15 protein-coding genes are annotated in these 20,712 nt (G+C 60.8%); 6 read left to right on the top strand and 9 right to left on the bottom strand.

What is annotated here, in order from left to right; all coding sequences use genetic code 11:
• Window positions 1-238: 238 nt before the first annotated feature.
• The 5 genes from QCE88_RS24480 to QCE88_RS24460 all read right to left on the bottom strand — a co-directional run bounded on the left by QCE88_RS24480 (window position 239) and on the right by QCE88_RS24460 (window position 9,265).
• On the bottom strand, window positions 239-1,765 hold the full coding sequence (locus tag QCE88_RS24480; protein ID WP_309907151.1) for an ATP-binding cassette domain-containing protein: 1,527 nt from the start codon (window positions 1,763-1,765) through the stop codon (window positions 239-241).
• Window positions 1,762-2,688, bottom strand: coding sequence for a branched-chain amino acid ABC transporter permease (locus QCE88_RS24475; protein ID WP_309907149.1), 927 nt, complete (start codon window positions 2,686-2,688; stop codon window positions 1,762-1,764). The genes QCE88_RS24480 and QCE88_RS24475 overlap by 4 nt, the downstream gene beginning before the upstream one ends.
• Before the next feature lie 2 nt (window positions 2,689-2,690).
• Window positions 2,691-3,566 carry a branched-chain amino acid ABC transporter permease gene (locus tag QCE88_RS24470; RefSeq protein WP_309907146.1) on the bottom strand — a complete coding sequence of 292 codons (876 nt, stop codon included), beginning with the start codon at window positions 3,564-3,566 and terminating at the stop codon, window positions 2,691-2,693.
• 100 nt (window positions 3,567-3,666) lie between these two features.
• Window positions 3,667-4,935: an ABC transporter substrate-binding protein gene (locus tag QCE88_RS24465; protein WP_309907144.1), complete on the bottom strand. Its 1,269-nt coding sequence runs from the start codon at window positions 4,933-4,935 to the stop codon at window positions 3,667-3,669.
• Window positions 4,936-5,179: 244 nt separating this feature from the next.
• Window positions 5,180-9,265 (bottom strand): hypothetical protein, encoded by a 4,086-nt coding sequence (locus tag QCE88_RS24460; protein WP_309907142.1) that lies wholly within the window; start codon window positions 9,263-9,265, stop codon window positions 5,180-5,182.
• Between the two features lie 696 nt (window positions 9,266-9,961).
• Here QCE88_RS24460 and QCE88_RS24455 point away from each other — a divergent pair.
• The 4 genes from QCE88_RS24455 to QCE88_RS24440 all read left to right on the top strand — a co-directional run bounded on the left by QCE88_RS24455 (window position 9,962) and on the right by QCE88_RS24440 (window position 13,804).
• Window positions 9,962-10,588 carry a glutathione S-transferase N-terminal domain-containing protein gene (locus QCE88_RS24455; protein ID WP_309907140.1) on the top strand — a complete coding sequence of 209 codons (627 nt, stop codon included), beginning with the start codon at window positions 9,962-9,964 and terminating at the stop codon, window positions 10,586-10,588.
• 22 nt (window positions 10,589-10,610) lie between these two features.
• Complete coding sequence (locus tag QCE88_RS24450; protein WP_309907137.1) at window positions 10,611-11,246, top strand: glutathione binding-like protein; 636 nt, start codon at window positions 10,611-10,613, stop codon at window positions 11,244-11,246.
• Between the two features lie 122 nt (window positions 11,247-11,368).
• Entirely contained in the window at window positions 11,369-13,012 is a 1,644-nt protein-coding gene (locus tag QCE88_RS24445) for an acyl-CoA synthetase (protein ID WP_309907136.1), read from the top strand.
• A gap of 12 nt (window positions 13,013-13,024) precedes the next feature.
• Window positions 13,025-13,804 (top strand): enoyl-CoA hydratase, encoded by a 780-nt coding sequence (locus QCE88_RS24440; RefSeq protein ID WP_309907134.1) that lies wholly within the window; start codon window positions 13,025-13,027, stop codon window positions 13,802-13,804.
• A 3-nt stretch (window positions 13,805-13,807) separates the two neighbouring features.
• Here the strand turns inward: QCE88_RS24440 and QCE88_RS24435 are convergent, their stop codons facing one another.
• From QCE88_RS24435 to adh, 4 genes are all read right to left on the bottom strand, one after another.
• Entirely contained in the window at window positions 13,808-14,863 is a 1,056-nt protein-coding gene (locus tag QCE88_RS24435; RefSeq protein WP_309907132.1) for a phage tail sheath C-terminal domain-containing protein, read from the bottom strand.
• Window positions 14,864-14,976: 113 nt separating this feature from the next.
• Window positions 14,977-15,930, bottom strand: coding sequence for a phage tail sheath C-terminal domain-containing protein (locus QCE88_RS24430; protein ID WP_309907130.1), 954 nt, complete (start codon window positions 15,928-15,930; stop codon window positions 14,977-14,979).
• Between the two features lie 452 nt (window positions 15,931-16,382).
• Window positions 16,383-16,772, bottom strand: a complete 390-nt coding sequence (locus QCE88_RS24425) for a DUF779 domain-containing protein (protein WP_309907128.1) — start codon at window positions 16,770-16,772, stop codon at window positions 16,383-16,385.
• A gap of 68 nt (window positions 16,773-16,840) precedes the next feature.
• Complete coding sequence (gene adh, locus QCE88_RS24420) at window positions 16,841-18,361, bottom strand: aldehyde dehydrogenase (RefSeq protein WP_309907126.1); 1,521 nt, start codon at window positions 18,359-18,361, stop codon at window positions 16,841-16,843.
• A gap of 506 nt (window positions 18,362-18,867) precedes the next feature.
• On the opposite strand from adh, the gene QCE88_RS24415 reads away from it, so the two are divergent.
• Together QCE88_RS24415 and QCE88_RS24410 are read left to right on the top strand one after the other, a co-directional pair.
• Complete coding sequence (locus tag QCE88_RS24415) at window positions 18,868-20,265, top strand: OFA family MFS transporter (RefSeq protein ID WP_309907123.1); 1,398 nt, start codon at window positions 18,868-18,870, stop codon at window positions 20,263-20,265.
• A 22-nt stretch (window positions 20,266-20,287) separates the two neighbouring features.
• On the top strand, window positions 20,288-20,434 hold the full coding sequence (locus tag QCE88_RS24410; protein WP_309907122.1) for an oxalate:formate antiporter: 147 nt from the start codon (window positions 20,288-20,290) through the stop codon (window positions 20,432-20,434).
• Window positions 20,435-20,712 lie beyond the last annotated feature (278 nt).

The following is a 20,712-nucleotide window of genomic DNA, read 5'->3' as shown; positions in this document are numbered from 1 at the left end:
TGCAATGAAACGCGCTCAGTCGAGTGCTTCGAATCCGGTTTCGGATAACCTCGGCACAGGACGCGCATCGTGCATGATGCAGGGGATCTTCACCCAGACTTAACGCGCATAACAATGCGACGATTCAGACTTAAGCATCTGATAGCCTTCTATTCCGAAAGAAACGGGGGAGCGTCGCGAGAAAGATTTAAACTGAGGAAGGAGATAGTTCAGTCATGCGGGGACGATGCTCGACGCATCAAACGTTCGCCTGCACATCAGGCGCTGTGCCGGACGGCATGGCTTCGAGAAAGCCGTGCCCCATCTCTTTCTCGAAACGTGCCGGGCTGCCTTCCCACACAATGCGCGCGTGTTCGAGCACATACACGCGATCCGCATGCGGCAAGGCAAAAGTGACGTTCTGCTCGCCGAGCAGCACTGTGATCGGCGTGGTCTTCTGCAAGAGCTCCATCGCCTTCGACAACTGCTCCAGAATCACCGGCGCGAGGCCGAGTGTCGGTTCATCGAGAATGAGGAGTTTCGGCTGCATCATCAGCGCACGCGCAATGGCGAGCATCTGCTGTTCACCGCCCGACAACGTGCGCGCGGTTTGCGCCTGGCGCGCTCGCAAGATGGGAAACAGATCGAAGAGCCATTCGAGTTGCTCAGCGCGAATCCTGTCGGCGAGATGATAACCACCGAGATCGAGGTTTTCGCGCACCGTCATGTCGGCGAACAACTCGCGCGTTTCAGGGCACTGCACGATGCCCGATCGCGCAATCGCCGCGCCGCTCATGCCCTTCAGGTCCTGCGTGCCGAAACGAATCGTCCCTTGATACGGCACCAGTCCTGAGATGGCGTTGAACAAGGTCGTCTTGCCCGCACCGTTCAACCCGACTACTGAGACGAACTCGCCTTCGCGCACATGCAGATTCACGCCGTCGAGCGCGCGCGCCTTGCCGTACAGCACGCCCATATTCTCCACCTGAAGGATCGCGGGCCTGCTGTTCACCACTTCAGCGCCGCGTTCCCGTGCCTCGATCTTGCCGCCGAGATAGACGCGCCGGACGGTCTCGTTGCGCATCACCTCGTCGGCGGTGCCTTCGGCCACGTATTCGCCGAGATACATCGCGAGCACCCGGTCCGCGAGCGCCGCGAGACTCTTCACGTTGTGATCGACGAGCAGCACCGCCCGTCCCTCCGCGCGAAAGCCGCGAATCAGTTCGGAGAAGGTTTCGGACTCGGCAGCCGTGAGACCCGCGAAAGGTTCATCGACAAGCACGACACGCGGATCGCGCGCAATCGCCTTCGCCATTTCCATGCGCCGCAGATCCGCGAACGGCAAGGTAGCCGGATGCCGGTGCATCACGCCGCCGAGGCCCACGCGTTCCGCAATCTCGCGCGCCCGCCGATTGACATGCGGGTCGGCCGCAAGCTTCACGAGCGAATCGGGCAACAGCGCCAGCTTGATGTGTTCGAGCACGGTCTGCCGATGCAGCGGCCGCGAATGCTGGAACACGATGCCCACGCCCGCGCGCGCAATGCGATGCGGCAGCCAGCCGGCCATCTCCACGCCATCGACCTTGATGGACCCCGCATTGGGCCGCTCGATGCCCATGATGAGCTTCATGACCGTCGACTTGCCGGAGCCGTTCGGTCCGATGAGGCCCAGGATTTCGCCCGGCCGGATCTCGAAGCCAATGTCCTTCACCGCGACCAGGCCGCCGAAGCGCTTGGTCAGCCCGTGCACGGCAAGCAGGGGCGCGGGGTTCTCGTGGTCGTTCATTCGCGTTCCCTCACGCGCAGGAGGTTGCCGAGCAGGCCATCGGGAAAGAACAGGATGACCGCGAGCGCCACGGCTGCGACCACGAAGGTATTGATCTGGCCGAGCGGCCGCAGGAACTCGCCCGCGACGATCAGGAAGATCGAGCCGAGCACCGCGCCGAGGATGGTGCGCCTGCCGCCCAGCACGGCCGCGATGATGATCTGCACGCCAATGCCGATATCGACCACGGTACTGACCGAAGCCGTGCCTTGATAGAACACGAGCATCGCGCCCGCGACTCCCGAGAACACCGCGCTGATGCAGAAGGCCGCGAGCTTGTGCTTGACCACGTTGAAGCCGAGCGCCTGCGCGCCGACCGTGTCCTGACCGCTAGCTTGCAGGATCAACCCGATGGCCGAGCGCGACAGCCCGAACAGGATGATCGCGCAGACGATCAGGAACGCGAGTGCGATCCAGTAGTTGATGCCGGCATCGACGGACATCACGTCCGGCACCATCATGCCGATCTCGCCGCCCGTGACGCCCGCGAAGATTACGATGGCATTCTGCAGCAGCAGCACCGCCACGAGCGTGACGAGACCGAAGTACGGGCCGCGCAAACGCAGCGCGGGCACCGCGAGGAGAAGCCCGCCCACCAGCGCGACGAGCCCGCCGGCGATCACGCATATGGCAATGGGCGCGGCGGCATGCGCGTTGAGGATCGCCGCCGAATAGGCGCCGAGGCCGATGAGGAAGGTCGGCCCGAAATTGACTTCGCCCGCGAAACCGAACAACAGGTCCCACGACATCGCGAAGACGCCGAAGTAGTAGGCCACCGTCAGCACGCCCAGGATATAGCCGGTGAGCCACCACGGCAGCGTCGCGGCGATCACCGCGAGCACCACGGAAGCGACGATCAAACGGGAGCTTCCAATATCCTTCATGATCAGCGCCGTCCAAGAAAGCCTTGCGGCCGCACATACACGACCAGCACGAGCAGCAGCAGAGCCGGCAAGGGTCGCAGCGTCGGCGCGATCAGATACGCGGTCACGGTCTCCAGATAGCCCACGACATAAGCCGCCAGCAACGAGCCGGAGACACTGCCGAGTCCGCCCAGCACGACAATGGAAAACGCGCTCGCCGTGAGTTGGCCCGCGTTGTTTGTACTAACGCCGAGGAACGACGCCAGCAGTACCCCGGCCACGCCCGCGAGCACGCCATACAGCGTCCAGGCGAGCAGATAGATGCGCGACAGTTCGAAGCCGAGCAGCGTGAGCCCGCGTGGGTTCATCGACGCCGCGAGCAGCGCCTTGCCCGCCTTCGTGCGGTTCACGAAGAGCCACAGCAAACCGATTACGACCCAGCACACCACGGCGATCATGATCTCGTTATAGGGCACGCGCACGCCCGCGAGGTTGGCGACGCCGGGGATCAGCGGACGCATCGTGACGGGGTTGTCGGAGAACAGCCAGGCCATGCCCTGCTGGATCATGATGCCCCATAGCAGCGTACCGGTGAGCACGAAGATCTCCTTCTCCTCGCGCGGGATCGCGCTGGAACGCTGGATGGGCCGCACCACCATGAAGTACGTGAGATAGGCGGCAATCATGCCGCAGACGACGCCGAGCGGCGTGCCGAGATAGGTGCCCAGACCGGCCTCGCCCGCCAGCGCCCAGCCGAGCAGCGCGGAGATGAGCATCACGCCGCCGTGCGCCAGATTCAGCACGCCGGAGACGCCGAAGATCAGCGTGAAGCCGAGCGCGCCGAGGGCATAGAGCGAACTGATCGCGAAACCATCGATGAGGATCTGCAGCGCAAGCATAGGCGGTCCTTGTCGGATCGATGTTCAGGTGGAACCGGTCCCCGCGGGAAGCTCAAAAAAAGCGGACGCGCATGCTCGCCCGCTTTTGGAAGAGAGGACGTCAGTTCGCCGCTGCCTGCACCTTGACGAAGGCCGGGAACTTGACCTTGGCATTCGCCACCGCCTTTGGCCAGATCGCCACCTGCTTGCCGTTCTGCCATTGCAGGTTGATGCCCGTGATGTACCCTTCGCCGTACTTGAGCGCGTGCGTGAACTGATCGTTCTTGCCGTAGAACTGCCAGCGTCCGATGGTGCCCACGTAGTCGGTCTTTTCGAGTGCATCGACCATCTTGTCCGGATCAGTGGAGCCTTGATTGCGATGGATCGCATCGGCAATGATGTACACGAGGTCATAGCTCGTGAAACCATCGTAAGCCGGCGACACGCCGCCGAAGTGCTTCTGATACGCGTCCACGAAGGGAACGGTCTTCGGCGTCACCGCAACACCCGGCGCCGCCGCCGACGCCGTGATGACGCCTTCCGTGGCGCCATTGGTGTCCTTCCAGAAGCTCGTCGTGGTGGCTTGCGAGCTTTGTCCGGTCATCGGAATCGGCACCTGCTGGTCATGCCATTGCACCGTAGGCTGAACGCCCACGTGACTGATGCCGGTGGTGATCGTATCGGGATGTTTCGCCTCGATCTGATTGAAGATCGGCGTGAAGTCCGAGGTATCCGGATTGAAGCGGATATGGTCCAGCACCTTGAGGCCGGCTTTCGGCAGGCATTCGAGGTAACGTTCGTCGAGCGGCTTGGTCCAGGCGGCGTCTTCGCTCATCACGACCGTCGTCTTCATCTTGAACTCGCCCACCAGCACGTCATGCGAGAAATCGCAGATGGACTGCGCGATGAACGCCGAGGTCATCCAGCCGTGGAAGGTGTACTTGTAGTTGGTGTAGTCGTCGTGGACGCGCTTGGAGATCTCGTTGCTCGCGGCGCCCGGCGTGATGAAGGGCATCTTCAGGCGTGCGGACCACGGCTCCATGGCGAGCGCCACTTCGCTGATATAGCTGCCGATGATCGCCACCACCTTGTCCTGACTGGCCGCGCGCTGAAAGGCCCGCACACCGTCCGAGGCCGACGAGTGGTCATCGTAGGCAATGATCTGGATCTGCCTGCCGTCCACGCCGCCATGGGCGTTGATTTCTTCGGCCGCGAGCTGCGCGGCCTTGCTGATGGAAGCGCCCGCAACCGCGGACTCCTCGCTGATGACGCCGATCTTGATGGGCTCCCCGGCCGCCTGCGCGCCGGGTGACACACCCAGCCCCGCTCCAATCAGTGCGCTCATGGCGACCACGGTACGGGACCCTCGCCACGTCTTGATCCTGGACATCATCAGCCTCCTGTCGACCGGCATCGCGAGCGATTCCGGTTGCCGCGCGAAGCGCGTTGTTTTCGATGGGTGGAGCGACGCAAGCCGGACACATGCAGCAATTAAGGATTTGCCGTGGAACAGTAACACCGTGAAGTGCAGCGAATGAATCAGTGATAACGAGGAAGGCCGGAGGCACGCGCAGAAGCCGCGCGAGGCGTGTCGTCCGGTTTTGCGATGCAGCAAAGGCGGGAGTCGCCCCCTGTCACCAGGGCCATACAAGCGGGTTTTCCCGGCTTGGCCCATGTTCCAGAATGAAAGCCAGGTCGTCCAGCAACTTCTTGATGTCCATGGGCCGCTTGCGGAGCTTTTCAAGCGCGAGCACGACAAAGCTGTAGCTATCGGGATTGTCCTTCATCGCGGGCGAAATGTTGTCTCTCACGTGCCGCAGGATATCTTGCAGTTCAGACTTATTGGCAAAGGTCTCTTGCACGTCCTGCATTTTCAGGCGCCCGTCAGGATCCTTGAACTTGTACTTGACTTCAGCGGGAGTAAAGCTTTCGGCTGCATAGGGAAGCATGAACCTTACCCTTCCGTCGTACTTCGGAAGATGCGCCAACTGATCGAGCGGCAGGTTGACCACGTTCCCGGCGGCATCGGTGGTTTTCAGAAAGCCCGCTGCGTTGCTGACGAGTCGCTCCAGACGATAACCTTGACTGCCGATCTGAACATACATGTCAATGTGGGTATCGTTCACCATATGAAAGCTCTCATGAATCATGCTTCGTGAAAACGCATGTTGATAAGCCTGGTGAGTATAGTCTTGTAACGTCTGAACTCCGTCGGAATAGACATTCATCAAGTAAGGCTCACGTCCTCCGGGATTGTCCGCCGGACTTACCGTTCTCTTGCCGTACCACGAGGTTTTGACCACTCTCGGCGCTTCGTGCCTTTTGCCCGTAGGGACCGACATCACCGAGCTGCTTTCTCCTCCATCAGTGACATCAGTGGCCCTGTAATAAACATCCTTCGAGCTTCTCAAGCGCCTGAACGCAGCAAGGGAATTCTGCATTCTTTGTTGCAGTTCGATTTTCAATGCAGGCGAATGCTGTCCCATGAACATGTCCAGGAGTCTGTCCACCGAAGCGCCGTCTTCCGGGTTCTGGAGGACCTTCAGGGCCACAGTCAGCGATTCCCGTGCCGACTTTCGTCCGGCGCGCACGTTGCCTCTGAGCACGCGCGCACGCATCTCGCTCAAGTCTGGATCCTTCTGCAGGATCGCCTTGCTGTCGGCGGCGGCGCGCTCCGCGCCAAGCATCGGTGACTGCCGCCATCCGTCAGGGGTGTAGTGAACGAGCGGCCCTGGCCGGGTCCAGTCGTCTGGATAGACCAATCGAAACTGGTTCAGCTTTTGATCGAAGACAAGTCCATAGCGCTTCCCATCGGATTCCACAACGTACTTCCACGGCGCAGCCTGATCGAATTGCTCCCTGACGATAGAAAGGCCCATATCCGCACCTGGAGCAAGCTGACCGCTGGAGGGACCCGCGTCAAGGTCCGTCCGCAACCGGTTGCCACGCAGATCCGCTCGCAAATACTCGCCTGCTGGATACTGCTTTCGCTGCAGCTGGAAAGCGTCACTCAATGGCGTGAAAGCGATCCTGTTTGCCGCCGTAGGCATCAGCGCATGTGGATTGCGAACAAAAGCGAGATTCCCTGATCCAGCGACGTTGCCAAGCTTCACGGGCTTGACCCGGAAGGCCGGAGAGAATGAGGGAAGCGGAATGGGGCAGATGGCGTCAACCAACATTTGGGTCATCAGGAGAAACGAGGTCCTGATGAATTCGGGGAGCGCGCTGGATACCTTGAGGGCGACATAGTTGAAAAGCCCTCGGCCTCTCAACCCGTATCGCATGCCTTGCATGACGATCTCTTGAACGCCGATTTTCGCTCCCGCGTGCGCCATTCCTGCTCCCCCGGGAATAACCGCAGTGGCGACTGCCATGACGTCTGACAGCACTTGCTCAAGCCTGATGCTGTATTCCGGATCGGCCGCCAAGCCATGAGCCATGTCCCAGAAAGGCACGAGACTGGCATACAGTTCCCACCACTCCTGTGCGTAAAGCGAAGCTTTCAAATCCAGTTTGAGGGTAACGAGATGTTGGCGGGTAAGCCGTACCAGTTCCGGCGCCAGCCCCCTTCCTGCACGCAAAGCCACAGCGCTCTCGGCGTCCAGGTGAATCTCGGGTATGTCGACACCGACGTCCCATACCGCCCAGCTTGCTGAACAGGTGTACCCGTCGCCGATATACGGAAGTTTGTACCAGTATGGAAGCAGCTTCGCCATCTCCGCGTAGCGATGAAGCTCACAGGTGTTACGCGGATCGCCCACCCCGCCGCGGTAGTAACGCACCAGAATCCACTTGCCGCTGCTCAGCTTGATCAGAATGTCGCTTGTACCATCGATGGCGTTATCGACGAAATAGGATTGCCTGATCGAATAAAAATCGTCGATCTGCAATGGCACTTTCAGCAGCGTAAAATTCGCGAGCCAGGCGGCCTCGTAGTCGATTGACCCACTCTTCTCGTATTCGACGAACTGCTGGTAATAGGCGGCATCTCCGTCTGTCAAGGTACTCGGCTTGATCTGCGACAGCGAAAAGAACGCTTTCGGACGCTCGGGAACGACCAGCGGATTGAACTTCCTCGATGCCGCTTCGAAATCGTGGAGAATCGTTTCCACCAGAATGACATCGATGGAAGCAGGCTCGCCTCCCGTCTTCACAAGATGGTAAAGCGTCGCCGCAAGAACGTGTGCGCCTTCCGCGCGCTCTTCGTCATTGCCCGGCTTCATGCAGGAATCGACCAGTGTGCCGGCCAGCTTTTGCGCGGCGACGATGTCGCGATAGTCCCCGCGCCACGTAAAGGAGCGCTTCCCGGGCGCCACCGCAGACAGCTTGCCGATCAAGGCCGCATATTCGTCCATACTCGCGAACTGCTGTTGGAGATAGAGGCGCGCAGCGTCGATGACTTCCAACTGTTCGCTCGCGCTGTTGTGCGAGAACTCACGGATCATCTCGTACGTGAGTTCCGCCAGCAGATCGCTGTACATGAGCCCATGCCGCCAGTGACCGCCTGTCGGCGGCTGACGTTTCAGCGCTTCGAGCGCGACCCTCTCTCTTTCAAAACCAAGCGCGACGCCTTCGACGAACGGGTTTTCGACATACAGATCGATCAGTGCATGCTGGCTGCGCAGAAGGTTGTCGATCTCATCTTGAAGCGCCTTGAGACGTGCTTCTTCCCCCTGCCAGTAGGTCAGCGTGAGTTTCGCGTTGTTCCAGTTGTTGGTCGTCGTCCCTCTCAACACGCCCCCTAAGGCCACGTGCCCCGCGAGGCCGGCCAACGTCTCCTCCCAGTCGGCAGCCTTGACTCGCGCATCCACCGTCTTCTTCTGCACGGCCACATCCGCCCTCATGATGTTCAACCTCTCTGCTTGCTCTCCGATTGTTTTGCTCGTCAGCCCGCGCACAGCGCAGCACTCGGTGAAATCGAGATCGTTAAGCGCATCCTGATCCGGCAGTAACAGCGGCCAGTAGCGCTTGATGGTCTCGGCATCCCACGTCTGGTCGCGTTTGCTCGTGTCGGGCGCAGGCGATGTCTTTCTCAAGCTGCCGGAGCCGTCCGAGATCGACTTGAGATAGGCCACCTGAAATTTCAAACCGAGTGCCTGACGGAATTCGCTGCTCGCCGGCTTCAGGTAGCTTCCGTGGAACGCATGATCCGCCGCGTTATCGAGCAGTTCGATTGCCTCGGACCAGGTATGCGGCTCACTGCCGCCGACGGCGGCTTCCAGCGATGCACCGAATCCATGGAACGTGCCGACTTCGAGTACATCCTGCAAGCCCAGGGATGTTGCACTGCCGCCGTAGAGCTGCCATTGACCGTTCGAGATGATCGCGACACAGGACGTGCGGCCCGATGAGTCGCCGAAGACGATCCCCATGTGTGGCGACAGCAACTTGAATGGCCAGTAGCGACCATTCAGGCTGATACAAAGCTGTCCCGCCTCCGCGTAGATGACGCCTTCACGCCCCATGCCGGCGCCATCGTGACGGAGCGCATGCGCCGTATCGAACGTGTCGATCATCCGCGTCAGTTCGCCGCTGACCGAAGGAAGCGCGCCGAAGCCTGAAGCAAGGTCTTCCTTGTCCTCAACGAGTTCCAGTTCGCCGCTGGCTCCCGTGCTGAAAAGCGCCCAGCCCCGACCCGACAGATAGCCTGCATAAAAGCCCTCGACCTGCATCACCGTCTCGGGAATCCGATCCGCGAATGCCGTCGGATCCAGATTCACTCTCTTGCACGGATGGAGTCTGCCTCCAACACGAAGATACCGGCTCCAGTCCAGCGTGGCATAGAGACCCGGCGATACCGGCGCCAATTGCCAGAGCTCGGGCGTTTGCGGCGCGGCGGGTATCCTCGCTTCCGACCGACACGATGAATCGATAAGTCGGGATGGGATAAGACGAAGCCATTTGTGCCGAAGTTGTCGCCATTTGCTGGAGCTCCTGTTTTCGTGACGCGCCTCACACTCTGCTGAGTGATCGTTGGAACAAGGCAATCATGAGTCCGCTCGAAGCAGGCGCTTAACGCTCATTACAATGTCACCTGTGAGCGGTAGCTGATTGAATTTCAAGCGTTCTTCGATCGGAAAAATCGAACATTCGGATAGATATAAACCAACAGAGAGAGGCGCCGTTTTCTTATGGAAAGTTATTGGAAACGAAGCGCATCAGTGTGGCCAATCAAGCATTGAATGCAGAGTAATGAAGACGCAATTCGAATCGAAAGAATGGCGGAGACGGGCGATACTTCGCGGATTGAAGCCGCTCGTGTGCGGTGCAACAGGATGACTTTGGCTGAAGCGATGGACGGGACGTCAAGGCGCGCTTTTTGTACCGGCAGAAACGGATCGAAAAACCGGCCGAAACCCGGAGGATCCGAACGCGGCTAAGATAGCGCTACTTCTCCACTCAACGAGATCCACCCGATGATCACAATCTGGGGCCGCGCCAACTCCGTCAATGTGCAGAAAGTCTTGTGGTGTTGCGAGGAACTGAATCTTCCCTTCGACCGCATCGACGCCGGCATGCAATACGGCCGCAACAACGAGTCAGGCTATCTCGCCATGAATCCGACGGGCCGCGTGCCCACCCTGGTCGATGGCGATTTCGTGCTGTGGGAATCCAACTCGATCCTGCGCTATCTCGCGATGCAATATGCGCCGCACCATGCCCTCTATCCCGCTGATCCGAAGACCCGCGCAAGTGCCGACCGCTGGCTCGACTGGTCACTGTCGACGTTGCAGCCCACGGAACGCCCGGTCTTCTGGGGCTACATCCGCACCCCTGCCGCCGAACGCAACGCAGCGCAGCTCGCTGCCGCCGCAAGCGAAGTAGAGAAGCTCTGGCGCGTGATCGACACGCATCTGAACGATCGCGACTATCTGGAAGGCAACACGTTCACGCTTGCGGATATCGTCATCGGCGCCTATGCGCGGCGTTGGTTCGGCATCACGGAACTCGTCCGTCCCGCGCTGCCCGACCTCGAACGCTGGTATATCGGCGTTACGCAGCGCGCCGGATTTCAACGTCATCTCGCCCCCGCTCTGAGCTGAACATAAAGCAAGGACTGCCCCCATGAGTATCGAACTGCATACCTGGAATACACCGAATGGACGCAAGATCAGCGTCGCGCTGGAAGAAATGGAACTGCCCTATGCGGTCAGGACGGTGAACATCGGCAAGGGCGAACAACATGCGCCCGAGTTCCTGCGCATCAGTCCGAACAACCGCATTCCGGCGATCATCGATCACGAAGGCCCCGGCAATCAGCCGATCAGCGTCTTCGAATCCGGCGCCATCCTGCTCTATCTCGGCGAGAAGACCGGCAAGTTTCTGCCGGCCAGCCTCCGCGACCGCGTGCCGGTGCTCGAATGGCTGATGTGGCAGATGGGCGGCTTCGGACCCATGCCGGGACAGGTGCACCATTTTCGCGCCGTCGAGCCGGAGAGCGACCGTCGTTACGGGCTCAAGCGCTATTCCGACGAAACCCGCCGCCTGTACCGCGTGCTCGATACCCGTCTGGGGCAGGTGGAGTTCGTCGCCGGCGCCCTGTCCGTCGCCGACTTCGCGATCCTCGGCTGGGCCTGGCGTCATGAGCGCCATCAGGTTTCCCTCGACGATTTTCCCAACGTGAAGCGCTGGTACGAGTCGCTGTTTGCCCGCCCGGGCGTGCAGCGCGGCTTCGAGGTGAAGCTCGACGATCTCGCCTGATCAGGGCAAACCATGAGCGAGCCGGGCGTCAGGCGGACGCCGGTCGCGGGCATCATAACCATCACCTAATACAACCGGGTGACACTGCCGTCATCCGCACCCTTGCGCACACGGAGATCACGATGTCCACCGGCATGTACGAAGAAGGCCTGCCCAAAACCGCCGCCAACTACGCGGTGCTGACACCGCTCTCGTTCATCGAGCGCGCCGCGTCGGTCTATCCGGCGCGCCCCGCTGTCGTGCATGGCACGCTCAGGCGCACCTGGGCCGAGACCTACGCGCGCACGCGCAGGCTCGCATCGGCGCTCGTGGCGCGCGGCATCGGCCGTGGGGATACCGTGGCGGCGCTGCTGCCGAACACGCCCGAGATGGTCGAAGCGCATTTCGGCGTGCCGATGTCGGGCGCCGTGCTCAACACGCTCAACACGCGCCTCGACGCAGCCACGCTCGGCTACATGCTGACGCATGGCGAAGCGAAGGCAGTGCTGGTGGATCGCGAGTTCTCGGACGTGATGCGCCGCGCGCTGGAAGATGTGCCGCAGAGCGTGCTGGTCATCGATATCGACGATCCGCAATACACCGGTCCGGGCGAGCGCATCGGCGAGATCGAATACGAGGCCCTGCTCGCGAGCGGCGATCCCGAATATGAATGGTCGCCGCCTTCGGACGAGTGGAACGCGATCTGCCTGAACTACACGTCGGGCACGACGGGCCATCCGAAAGGCGTCGTGTATCACCATCGCGGTGCGTACACGAATGCGGTCAGCAATATCCTCGAATGGGACATGCCGAAGCACGCCGTGTATCTGTGGACCCTGCCGATGTTCCATTGCAACGGCTGGTGCTTTCCGTGGACGGTCGCCGCGCGCGCGGGCGTGAACGTCTGCCTGCGGCGCATCGATGCGAAAGGCGTCCTCGACCTGATCCGCAGCGAAGGCGTCACGCATTACTGCGGCGCGCCGATCGTGCAGAACCTGCTCGTCAACGCGCCGGACGAATGGAAAACCGGCATCAGCCAGACAGTGCACGCGATGGTCGCGGGGGCCGCGCCGCCTGCCGCGATGATCGAAGGCATGGAGCGGATGGGCTTCGAACTGACCCATGTGTACGGGCTGACCGAAGTCTATGGCCCCGCCACGGTCTGCGCGCAGCAGGCGGAATGGAGCGCGCTCGATGTTCACGAGCGCGCGCATCTCAATGCCCGGCAAGGCGTGCGCTATCACTTGCAGGACGCCGTGACCGTGCGCGATCCGCACACGATGGAACAGGTGCCCGCTGACGGCGAGACCATCGGCGAGATCATGTTCCGCGGCAACATCGCGATGAAGGGTTATCTGAAGAACCCGGCCGCCACCGAAGAAGCGTTCCGGGGCGGCTGGTTCCATACCGGCGATCTCGCCGTCGCCTATCCCGACGGCTATGTGCGCATCAAGGACCGCAGCAAGGACATCATCATCTCGGGCGGCGAGAACATATCGAGCATCGAAGTCGAGGACGTGATGTACGACCATCCGGCGGTGCTGGCCGTCGCGGTCGTCGCGAAGCCGGATGCACGCTGGGGCGAAACGCCCTGCGCGTTCGTGGAACTCAAGGCGGGCGCGCAGGTCAGCGCCGAGGAATTGTTCGCGTTTTGCAAGTCGAAGCTCGCGGGCTTCAAGGTGCCGCGCGCCATCGAATTCTGCGAGCTGCCGAAGACGTCGACCGGCAAGATCCAGAAGTTCGAATTGCGCAAGCGCGCGGGATCAGTTGCGGCACTCAACGTCTGAAGGAGCGGATCAATGAGCGAACTGGTGCGGGTCGAACACGATGCGTATGACGTCAAGGGCGTCGTCAAGCTGACGATGAACCGGCCGGAAGCCTTCAATGCGCTGTCCGAAGCCATGCTCGACGCGCTCGAACACGCGTTGCAGGACGTGGCGTCGTCGCAGGCGCGCGTGCTCGTGCTGGCCGGCGAAGGCCGCGCGTTCTGCGCGGGGCACGACCTGAAGGAGATGCGCGCCGAGCCTTCGCGCGAGTATTACCGCGCCCTCTTTGCGCGCTGCTCGCGGATGATGCTCACGATCCAGCAGATGCCGCAGCCGGTGATCGCGCGCGTGCATGGCATTGCGACGGCGGCGGGCTGCCAGCTGGTCGCGATGTGCGATCTGGCAGTGGCGTCGAGCGACGCGCGCTTTGCCGTATCGGGCGTGAATCTTGGGCTATTCTGCGCGACGCCGAGCGTGCCGCTGTCACGCAACCTGTCGCGCAAGGCGGCGTTCGAGATGCTGGTAACAGGCGAATTCATCGATGCCGCCACGGCGCGGGAACGCGGGCTGGTGAACCGGGTTGCCCCGCCGGGCGATCTCGATGATGCCGTCCGCAAGCTTGCCGCGAGCATTGCTGCAAAACCGCGTGAAGCCGTCGCGGCCGGCAAGGGCTTGTTCTATCGGCAGCTTGAAAGCGGCATCGAGGACGCGTATGCGCTTGCGTCGGAAACGATGGCGTGCAACATGATGGAAGACGTCACGCTGGAAGGCACGCAGGCGTTCATTGAAAAGCGGCCGCCGCGCTGGGAGTGAGTGTCAGCCTCCCGGCATGCTTTGACTGAACTCGAGGATGATGAACTCGGCGGGCCGCACGGCGGCCAAGCCGATCTTCAAGATCATCTTGCCTTGGGCGATATCGGCGTCCGACATCGTGACGTTCTTGCCTATCTGCGCGAAATAGGCTTCTTCGTCCGACGCGCCGGCTAGCGCGCCTTTTTTCCATAAACCGTGCAGATGACTGATGGCTGCCGAGCGAGCCTTCTCCCAAGTCAGCGGCATGTTCGGCTCGAACATGAGCGCTTCCATCATGTGCCGCATGTCGTCCTCGACGCTGTTGAACAAGCGACGGACGGAAACGTAGCGCCAGTCGTCGGAATCGTCCAGGGTACGCGCGCCCCAGATCCTGGGGACTGCGTCGCCCAACGACCGTATCATGTTGATTGCCTTGCCAGTCGTGTAGGTCCCCTCGATATCGTCAGTCACCTTGTACTTTGGGGTAAAGCCTGCGGGCACGGCGATATTCGCAGGCGCCTTCCAGACGCCTCGGGTGCGGTCATTTTCGCAGTAGAGCGCCGCCACGACTGCGCTTGCCGGGATATCCGTGTTTGTCCATTTCACTTTCAGCCGCGGATAGTACGCCGCAGCGTCAGGCGACGCAGGAAGGTCTTTCGCCGCGTCGGCGTTCGTGATTTCGGTCGCCGGCATATCAAAGATAGTGAATATTCGTCGCTCAAATTTATTCACTTCCGCTGAGACGCCCGCAATGCCTTGACCGCACGCGACAACGTGGTTAGCGGATATCGAGGGATCGTTCACTGCCGTGTGAACGTTGCTCAACTGAACTGCATAGCAAGGCCCACCGCCAGCTTCAAAGTAGGCGCGAAGCGAAGCGACATGCATGAAATTCAGGTCCGGCGAACCACTTCCATAACTTTTCACTACCTCCATCCAATTTTTATAGTACCAAGTTTTATTTCCCCAAGTACTGCCCATGCAAAGGATCGGTACCATCGTGGAACTCGCGTTGACCGCGATGTTGTCCGAGTCTTTTTCTTCAACATGTACACCGGGATAGGCCGTTGGCGCGGTCATGGTTCAAAGCTCCGATTGCAACAGAAACGACGGCATGCAAGATGATGGAAGACGTCACGCTCGAAGGCACGCAGGCGTTCATTGAAAAGCGGCCGCCGCGCTGGGAGTGAGTATCAGCCTCCCGGCATGCTTTGACTGAACTCGAGGATGATGAACTCGGCGGGCCGCACGGCGGCCAGGCCGATCTTCAAGATCATCTTGCCTTGCGCGATATCGGCGTCCGACATCGTGACGTTCTTGCCTATCTGCGCGATATAAGCCTGTTCCTCCGACGCGCCGGCCAACGCGCCTTGCTTCCATAACTCGTGCAGATAAGTGACGGCCGCCGAGCGGACCTTCTCCCACGTCACCGGGATGTTCGGCTCGAACATCATCTGTTCCATTGCAGCCTGCATGTCGCGCTCGACGCTGCTGAACAGCCTGCGAACCGCCACGTAGCGCCATGCGTCCGTATCGTCCAGCGTACGTGCGCCCCAGACGACGGGCGTCTCGTTGCCGAACGAACGAATCATGTTGATGGCCTTGCCCCGGTTGTAGATCCCCTGGATGTCGTCCGACACCTTGAACTTCGGCGTATAGCCCCGAGGCAGCGGAAGATTGGACGGCGCCTTCCAGACCCCGCGGGTAGCGTCGTTGCGGCAATACAGACCAGCCACAAGCGCGCTCGCTGGAATGTCATTCGACGTCCAGCTTGCGCGCAGATAAGGGTAGTAGAGCGCGGCATGAGGCGTTGCCGCATAGCCGGCGTCGAACCCGGCCGCGGTAATCTCCTCGTAGGGCCCATCCAGAATGATGAACAGCGTGGGATCGATATCGAGAATGCTTTGAATCTTCGCCGTCAGGTCATTGGCCATTGCAACGACCAGGCTGATTCTCGTCTCCAGCGTCTTTATACCGTCCAGCACATGGTTGAAGTTGATCGCATAGCATGGGCCGCCGCCACATTCGAAATAGCCACGAAGCGCCCATGATTTCTGATCGTCCGTCCTGATATTTCCGCCATGGTAGTTGACGACATCGAACCAGTTGTCGAATCGAACCGGTTCATTCGAGAAATCGTCTCCCATGCAGAACAAAGGTATGGTGGTTGAGAGGTGGGTTACGCTGACTGTCGATGACGCACTCTCATGGATATAAGTGCCGGGATAAGTTATCGATTCATTCATCTCGCATTCTCCAGAAGTCAGTCGTTACGCGCATCATCGATGCCGGGCGACGTTCCTCTGTTGAACAACAGAAGCACAATGCTCACCATTGCTTCGTTTCCACTGGCTTCGAGATTCATTCGTTGAGCGTTCGCCACCGTCGCCAATATTGACTGAAGTCGGGGTTTAAAACCCCGCCTCATATCAATTTGACAATTCCACGAAGACATTCTCGAGCAAACACGCTTATGCATTGCGCATTGCGTTGCACAAGAAATCCAACGTCGCGAGGAGAGATGAAGTGTCGGACAACCGGAAGGATCCCGCGCTCTGGATACGCGGGATTCAATGGCAGAGCATCCGCTGCAAGATAGCTACCTCACCCGTTCCACCGGATGCTTTTCGAGCCATGCATTCTCGTCATCGCCATACAAGCGCGAGCGCGTGAGAAACCGCAATCCAGAAGGACGCTCCAGCGAGAACATCCCGCCATTTCCCGGCACCGCATCGATGATGAGCTGCGTATGCTGCCAGTACTCGTATTGCGATTCCGTCATGTAGAACGGCACGCCGCCGATCGTACCGAGCTTCACGTCCGACCCGCCGACCATGAACTCGTTCACCGGAAAGCACATCGGCGCACTGCCGTCGCAGCAGCCGCCGGATTGATGAAACAATACATCGCCATGTTCAGCCTTGAGCTTCCCGATCAGCTCGATCGCGGCTGGTGTTGCAGTCACGCGCAGCACGTCCTGTTCGCTCATGATGTCCCCGTCGTTCGAAGCGGCCGCCGCTGGCATCCACGGCGGCCTGACAGACTTCCGGAAAGGCTTTAGAAGAAGCCGAGCGGCTTGTCGCTATAACTGACGAGCATGTTCTTCGTCTGTTGATAGTGATCGAGCATCATCTTGTGATTCTCCCGTCCGATGCCCGACTGCTTATAGCCGCCAAACGCCGCATGCGCCGGATAGGCGTGATAGCAATTGGTCCACACGCGTCCCGCCTGAATCGCGCGGCCGAAGCGATAGGCTCGCGTACCGTCGCGCGTCCATACACCGGCGCCCAGACCATAGAGCGTGTCGTTGGCGATTTCGAGCGCCTCTTCCTCGGTCTTGAAGGTCGTCACGGACAGCACCGGTCCGAAGATCTCTTCCTGGAAGATACGCATCTTGTTGTGGCCTTTGAAGACGGTCGGCTTGATGTAATAGCCGTTCTTCAGCTCGCCGTCGAAGGTCCGACGCTCGCCGCCGGAGAGGCACTCGGCGCCTTCCTGCTTGCCGAGATCGATATACGAAAGAATCTTCTCCAGTTGCTCCTGCGAAGCCTGCGCACCGATCATCGTCTTCGTGTCGAGCGGATGGCCTTGCGAGATCGCCGCGACCCGCTTCAGCGCGCGTTCCATGAAGCGCTCATAGACCGACTCCTGAATCAGCGCGCGCGACGGACACGTACACACCTCGCCCTGATTCAGCGCGAACATCGTGAAGCCTTCGAGCGCCTTGTCGAAGAAACTGTCGTCGGCGTTGAGCACGTCTTCGAAGAAGATATTCGGGCTCTTGCCGCCCAGTTCCAGTGTGACGGGAATCAGGTTCTGGCTCGCGTACTGCATGATGAGACGGCCCGTCGTGGTTTCGCCGGTGAAGGCGATCTTCGCAATGCGCTTGTTCGATGCGAGCGGCTTGCCGGCCTCCAGACCGAAGCCGTTGACCACATTGAGAACGCCCGGCGGCAGCAGGTCCTGGATGGTTTCCATCAGCACGAGGATGGATGCCGGCGTCTGCTCGGCGGGCTTGAGCACCACGCAGTTGCCCGCGGCCAGTGCGGGCGCGAGCTTCCAGATCGCCATCAGGATCGGGAAGTTCCACGGAATGATCTGCCCGACGACACCCAGCGGCTCATGAAAGTGATACGCAACGGTATCATGATCGATCTCCGAAATGCCGCCTTCCTGCGCGCGCGCTGCGGCCGCGAAATAGCGTAGATGATCGATGGCCAGGGGAATGTCGGCGGCCATGGTTTCGCGCAGCGGCTTGCCGTTGTCGATGGATTCCGCCACCGCGAGCCGCTGCAGGTTCTGCTCCATGCGCTCCGCGATCTTCAACAGCACGTTCGAGCGGTCCGTGACCGAGGTCCTGCCCCAAGCCACCTTGGCGGCGTGCGCCGCGTCCAGCGCGGCTTCGATGTCGGCCTCGCGCGAGCGCGGAATCGACGTGAAAGGCTCGCCCGTGATCGGCGAGATGTTGTCGAAGTACTCGCCACCCGCGGGCGCAACCCACTTGCCGCCGATGAAGTTGCCGTATTGCTTCTTGTACGGGTACTCCGTGCTCAGGAACTGCATCTCCGCGTGATTCATTCTGTGTGCTCCTCGCATGTCGACGTGAACGGGCCGGCACAGCCGATGGCCGGCGCCGGTCGCTCTTGTTTGCGAGTTCCATGCCATGAGGCGGCCGGGCGCATGACGCGTTCGCCGACCGCGTCGGCATGCGGCTCAGCGCGATGTGCTCAGGGTTTGTACGGGGAGAATCCGCGCTGTTCAGATTCAGAACACCTGCGCCCCGCTGTAGCGATGCGCCACACCGGCCGACGCCCGGCGCTGAGGGCAAACGCTTATGGCACGAGTGTTCATATTGCAAAGCCTTTCACAGTTGTCTATGTTCATGCCCAGCCGTGGCAAAGCGCCGCATGCATATGTGCTTTTGCAGCATGTTTGCGGCGCGAAATGGCCTTGCTGGCGTGAGATGCGAACCGCATCGCGCGCACGCATGAACCACGGCAGGCTGCGGCACCGGCGACCCCGGCGCATGCACCTCAGTAACGATGCGCGCGCACGTGCTTGCATGACGCGCCACGGAGACCACCATGAACAGCACAATCAATCAAGGGGCCGCCCACGGCCCGACACCCTTCTTCTCCAAGGAGGCGACCATCGCCCGGCCCGGATTCTCGCGCTGGATGGTGCCGCCCGCCGCCCTCGCTGTTCACTTGTGCATCGGCCAGGCGTATGCATTCTCGGTGTTCAACGCGCCGCTCACGAAGATCATCGGCATTACCAAGTCGGCCCCGGATGACTGGACGCTGACGACGCTCGGCTGGATTTTCTCGCTTGCCATCGTGTTCCTCGGCCTCTCGGCGGCCTTTGCCGGCAAGTGGCTCGAAAAGGTCGGCCCGCGCCGTACCATGTTCACGGCGGCCTGCTGCTTCGGCGGCGGCTTCCTCGTCGCGGCGCTCGGCGTCTATCTGCATCAGATCGTGCTGCTGTATCTCGGCTATGGCGTGATTGGCGGGATCGGGCTGGGGCTCGGTTATGTTTCGCCGGTCTCCACCTTGATCCGCTGGTTCCCGGACCGCCGCGGCATGGCCACCGGCATGGCGATCATGGGCTTCGGCGGCGGCGCGATGATCGCCGCGCCCGGCTCCGTCGCGCTGATGAACTACTTCAAGAGCGCGACCAGCGCGGGCGTGGCGGAGACGTTCCTCGTGCTCGGCGTGCTCTATTTCATCTCGATGACGATCGGCGCGCTCGCCATCCGGATTCCGCCGGCGGACTGGAAGCCGGCCGGCTGGACGCCGCCCGTCACCGCGAGCAAGATGATCACGAAGAACCACGTGCATATCGATCAGGCGCTCAAGACGCCGCAGTTCTATCTGCTGTGGCTCGTGCTGTTCCTGAACGTCACGGCGGGTATCGGCGTGCTCGGCCAGGCTTCCGTGATGATCCAGGAAAGCTTCAAGACCTCGATCACCGCGGGCGCGGCGGCCGGCTTCGTCGGACTGCTGTCGCTGTTCAACATGGGCGGGCGTTTCGTGTGGGCGTCGGCGTCGGACTGGATCGGCCGCAAGAACACTTACTTCGTGTTCTTCGTGCTGGGCGCGGTGCTGTACTTCCTCGTACCGCAGTTCGCGACCGCGGGCAACATCGCGCTGTTCGTGCTGGCCTACGGCATCATCCTGTCGATGTACGGCGGCGGCTTCGCGACCATCCCCGCCTATCTCGCGGACATGTTCGGCACGGCGTTCGTCGGCGGCATTCATGGGCGCCTGCTCACGGCCTGGGCGGCGGCGGGCATCGCGGGTCCGGTGCTCGTCAACTATGTGCGCGCCTATCAGGTCGCCCACGGCGTCACCGGCGCGGATGCCTACACGATGACGCTGCACATCATGGCCGTCCTGCTCGTGATCGGTTTCGTCTGCAACCTGCTCGTGACGCGCGTACACGAGAAGCATCACATGAACCTGTCGGCGCAGACCGCGAACTGAGACTGAAGAAAGGAGATTCGCAATGAATTCGCGTCACTCGGGTAATGATGGCCAGCAAGGCAGTTCGTCGAACAAGGGACTGCTGGTGGTGTTCTGGGCCTATGTGCTGATACCGCTAGCATGGGGCGTGACGAATACGCTGACGCAGGCCGTCAAGCTGTTTCACTAAGACGCTGGAAGCATTTGAATGACGCGCCAGGCAATGGGCTTTCAAGCCGATTGCCCGGCGCGTTTGTTTTTACGGATCGTGCTGGACTATCCCTGCAACCCTTCTTGCGCCGCCCGCGGAAAGGCGGTATTCACAAGACAAAGAAAGGTCGTTTGAAGCGAACTGTAACGATCAGTGGCCGTGCTCCTCCACCCGATTCAGGCTGCGCCGCGCCAGCGCGCTCATGAACAGCGTGCTGCCGACGAGTCCCGTCAGATACACGCTTGCCATCATCCAGT

Source organism: Caballeronia sp. LZ035, from assembly GCF_031451175.1.
In the GTDB taxonomy this organism is placed as follows: domain Bacteria; phylum Pseudomonadota; class Gammaproteobacteria; order Burkholderiales; family Burkholderiaceae; genus Caballeronia.
Note: the sequence above shows the minus strand (reverse complement) of the source record. Positions and strands in the feature narration are given on the sequence as shown.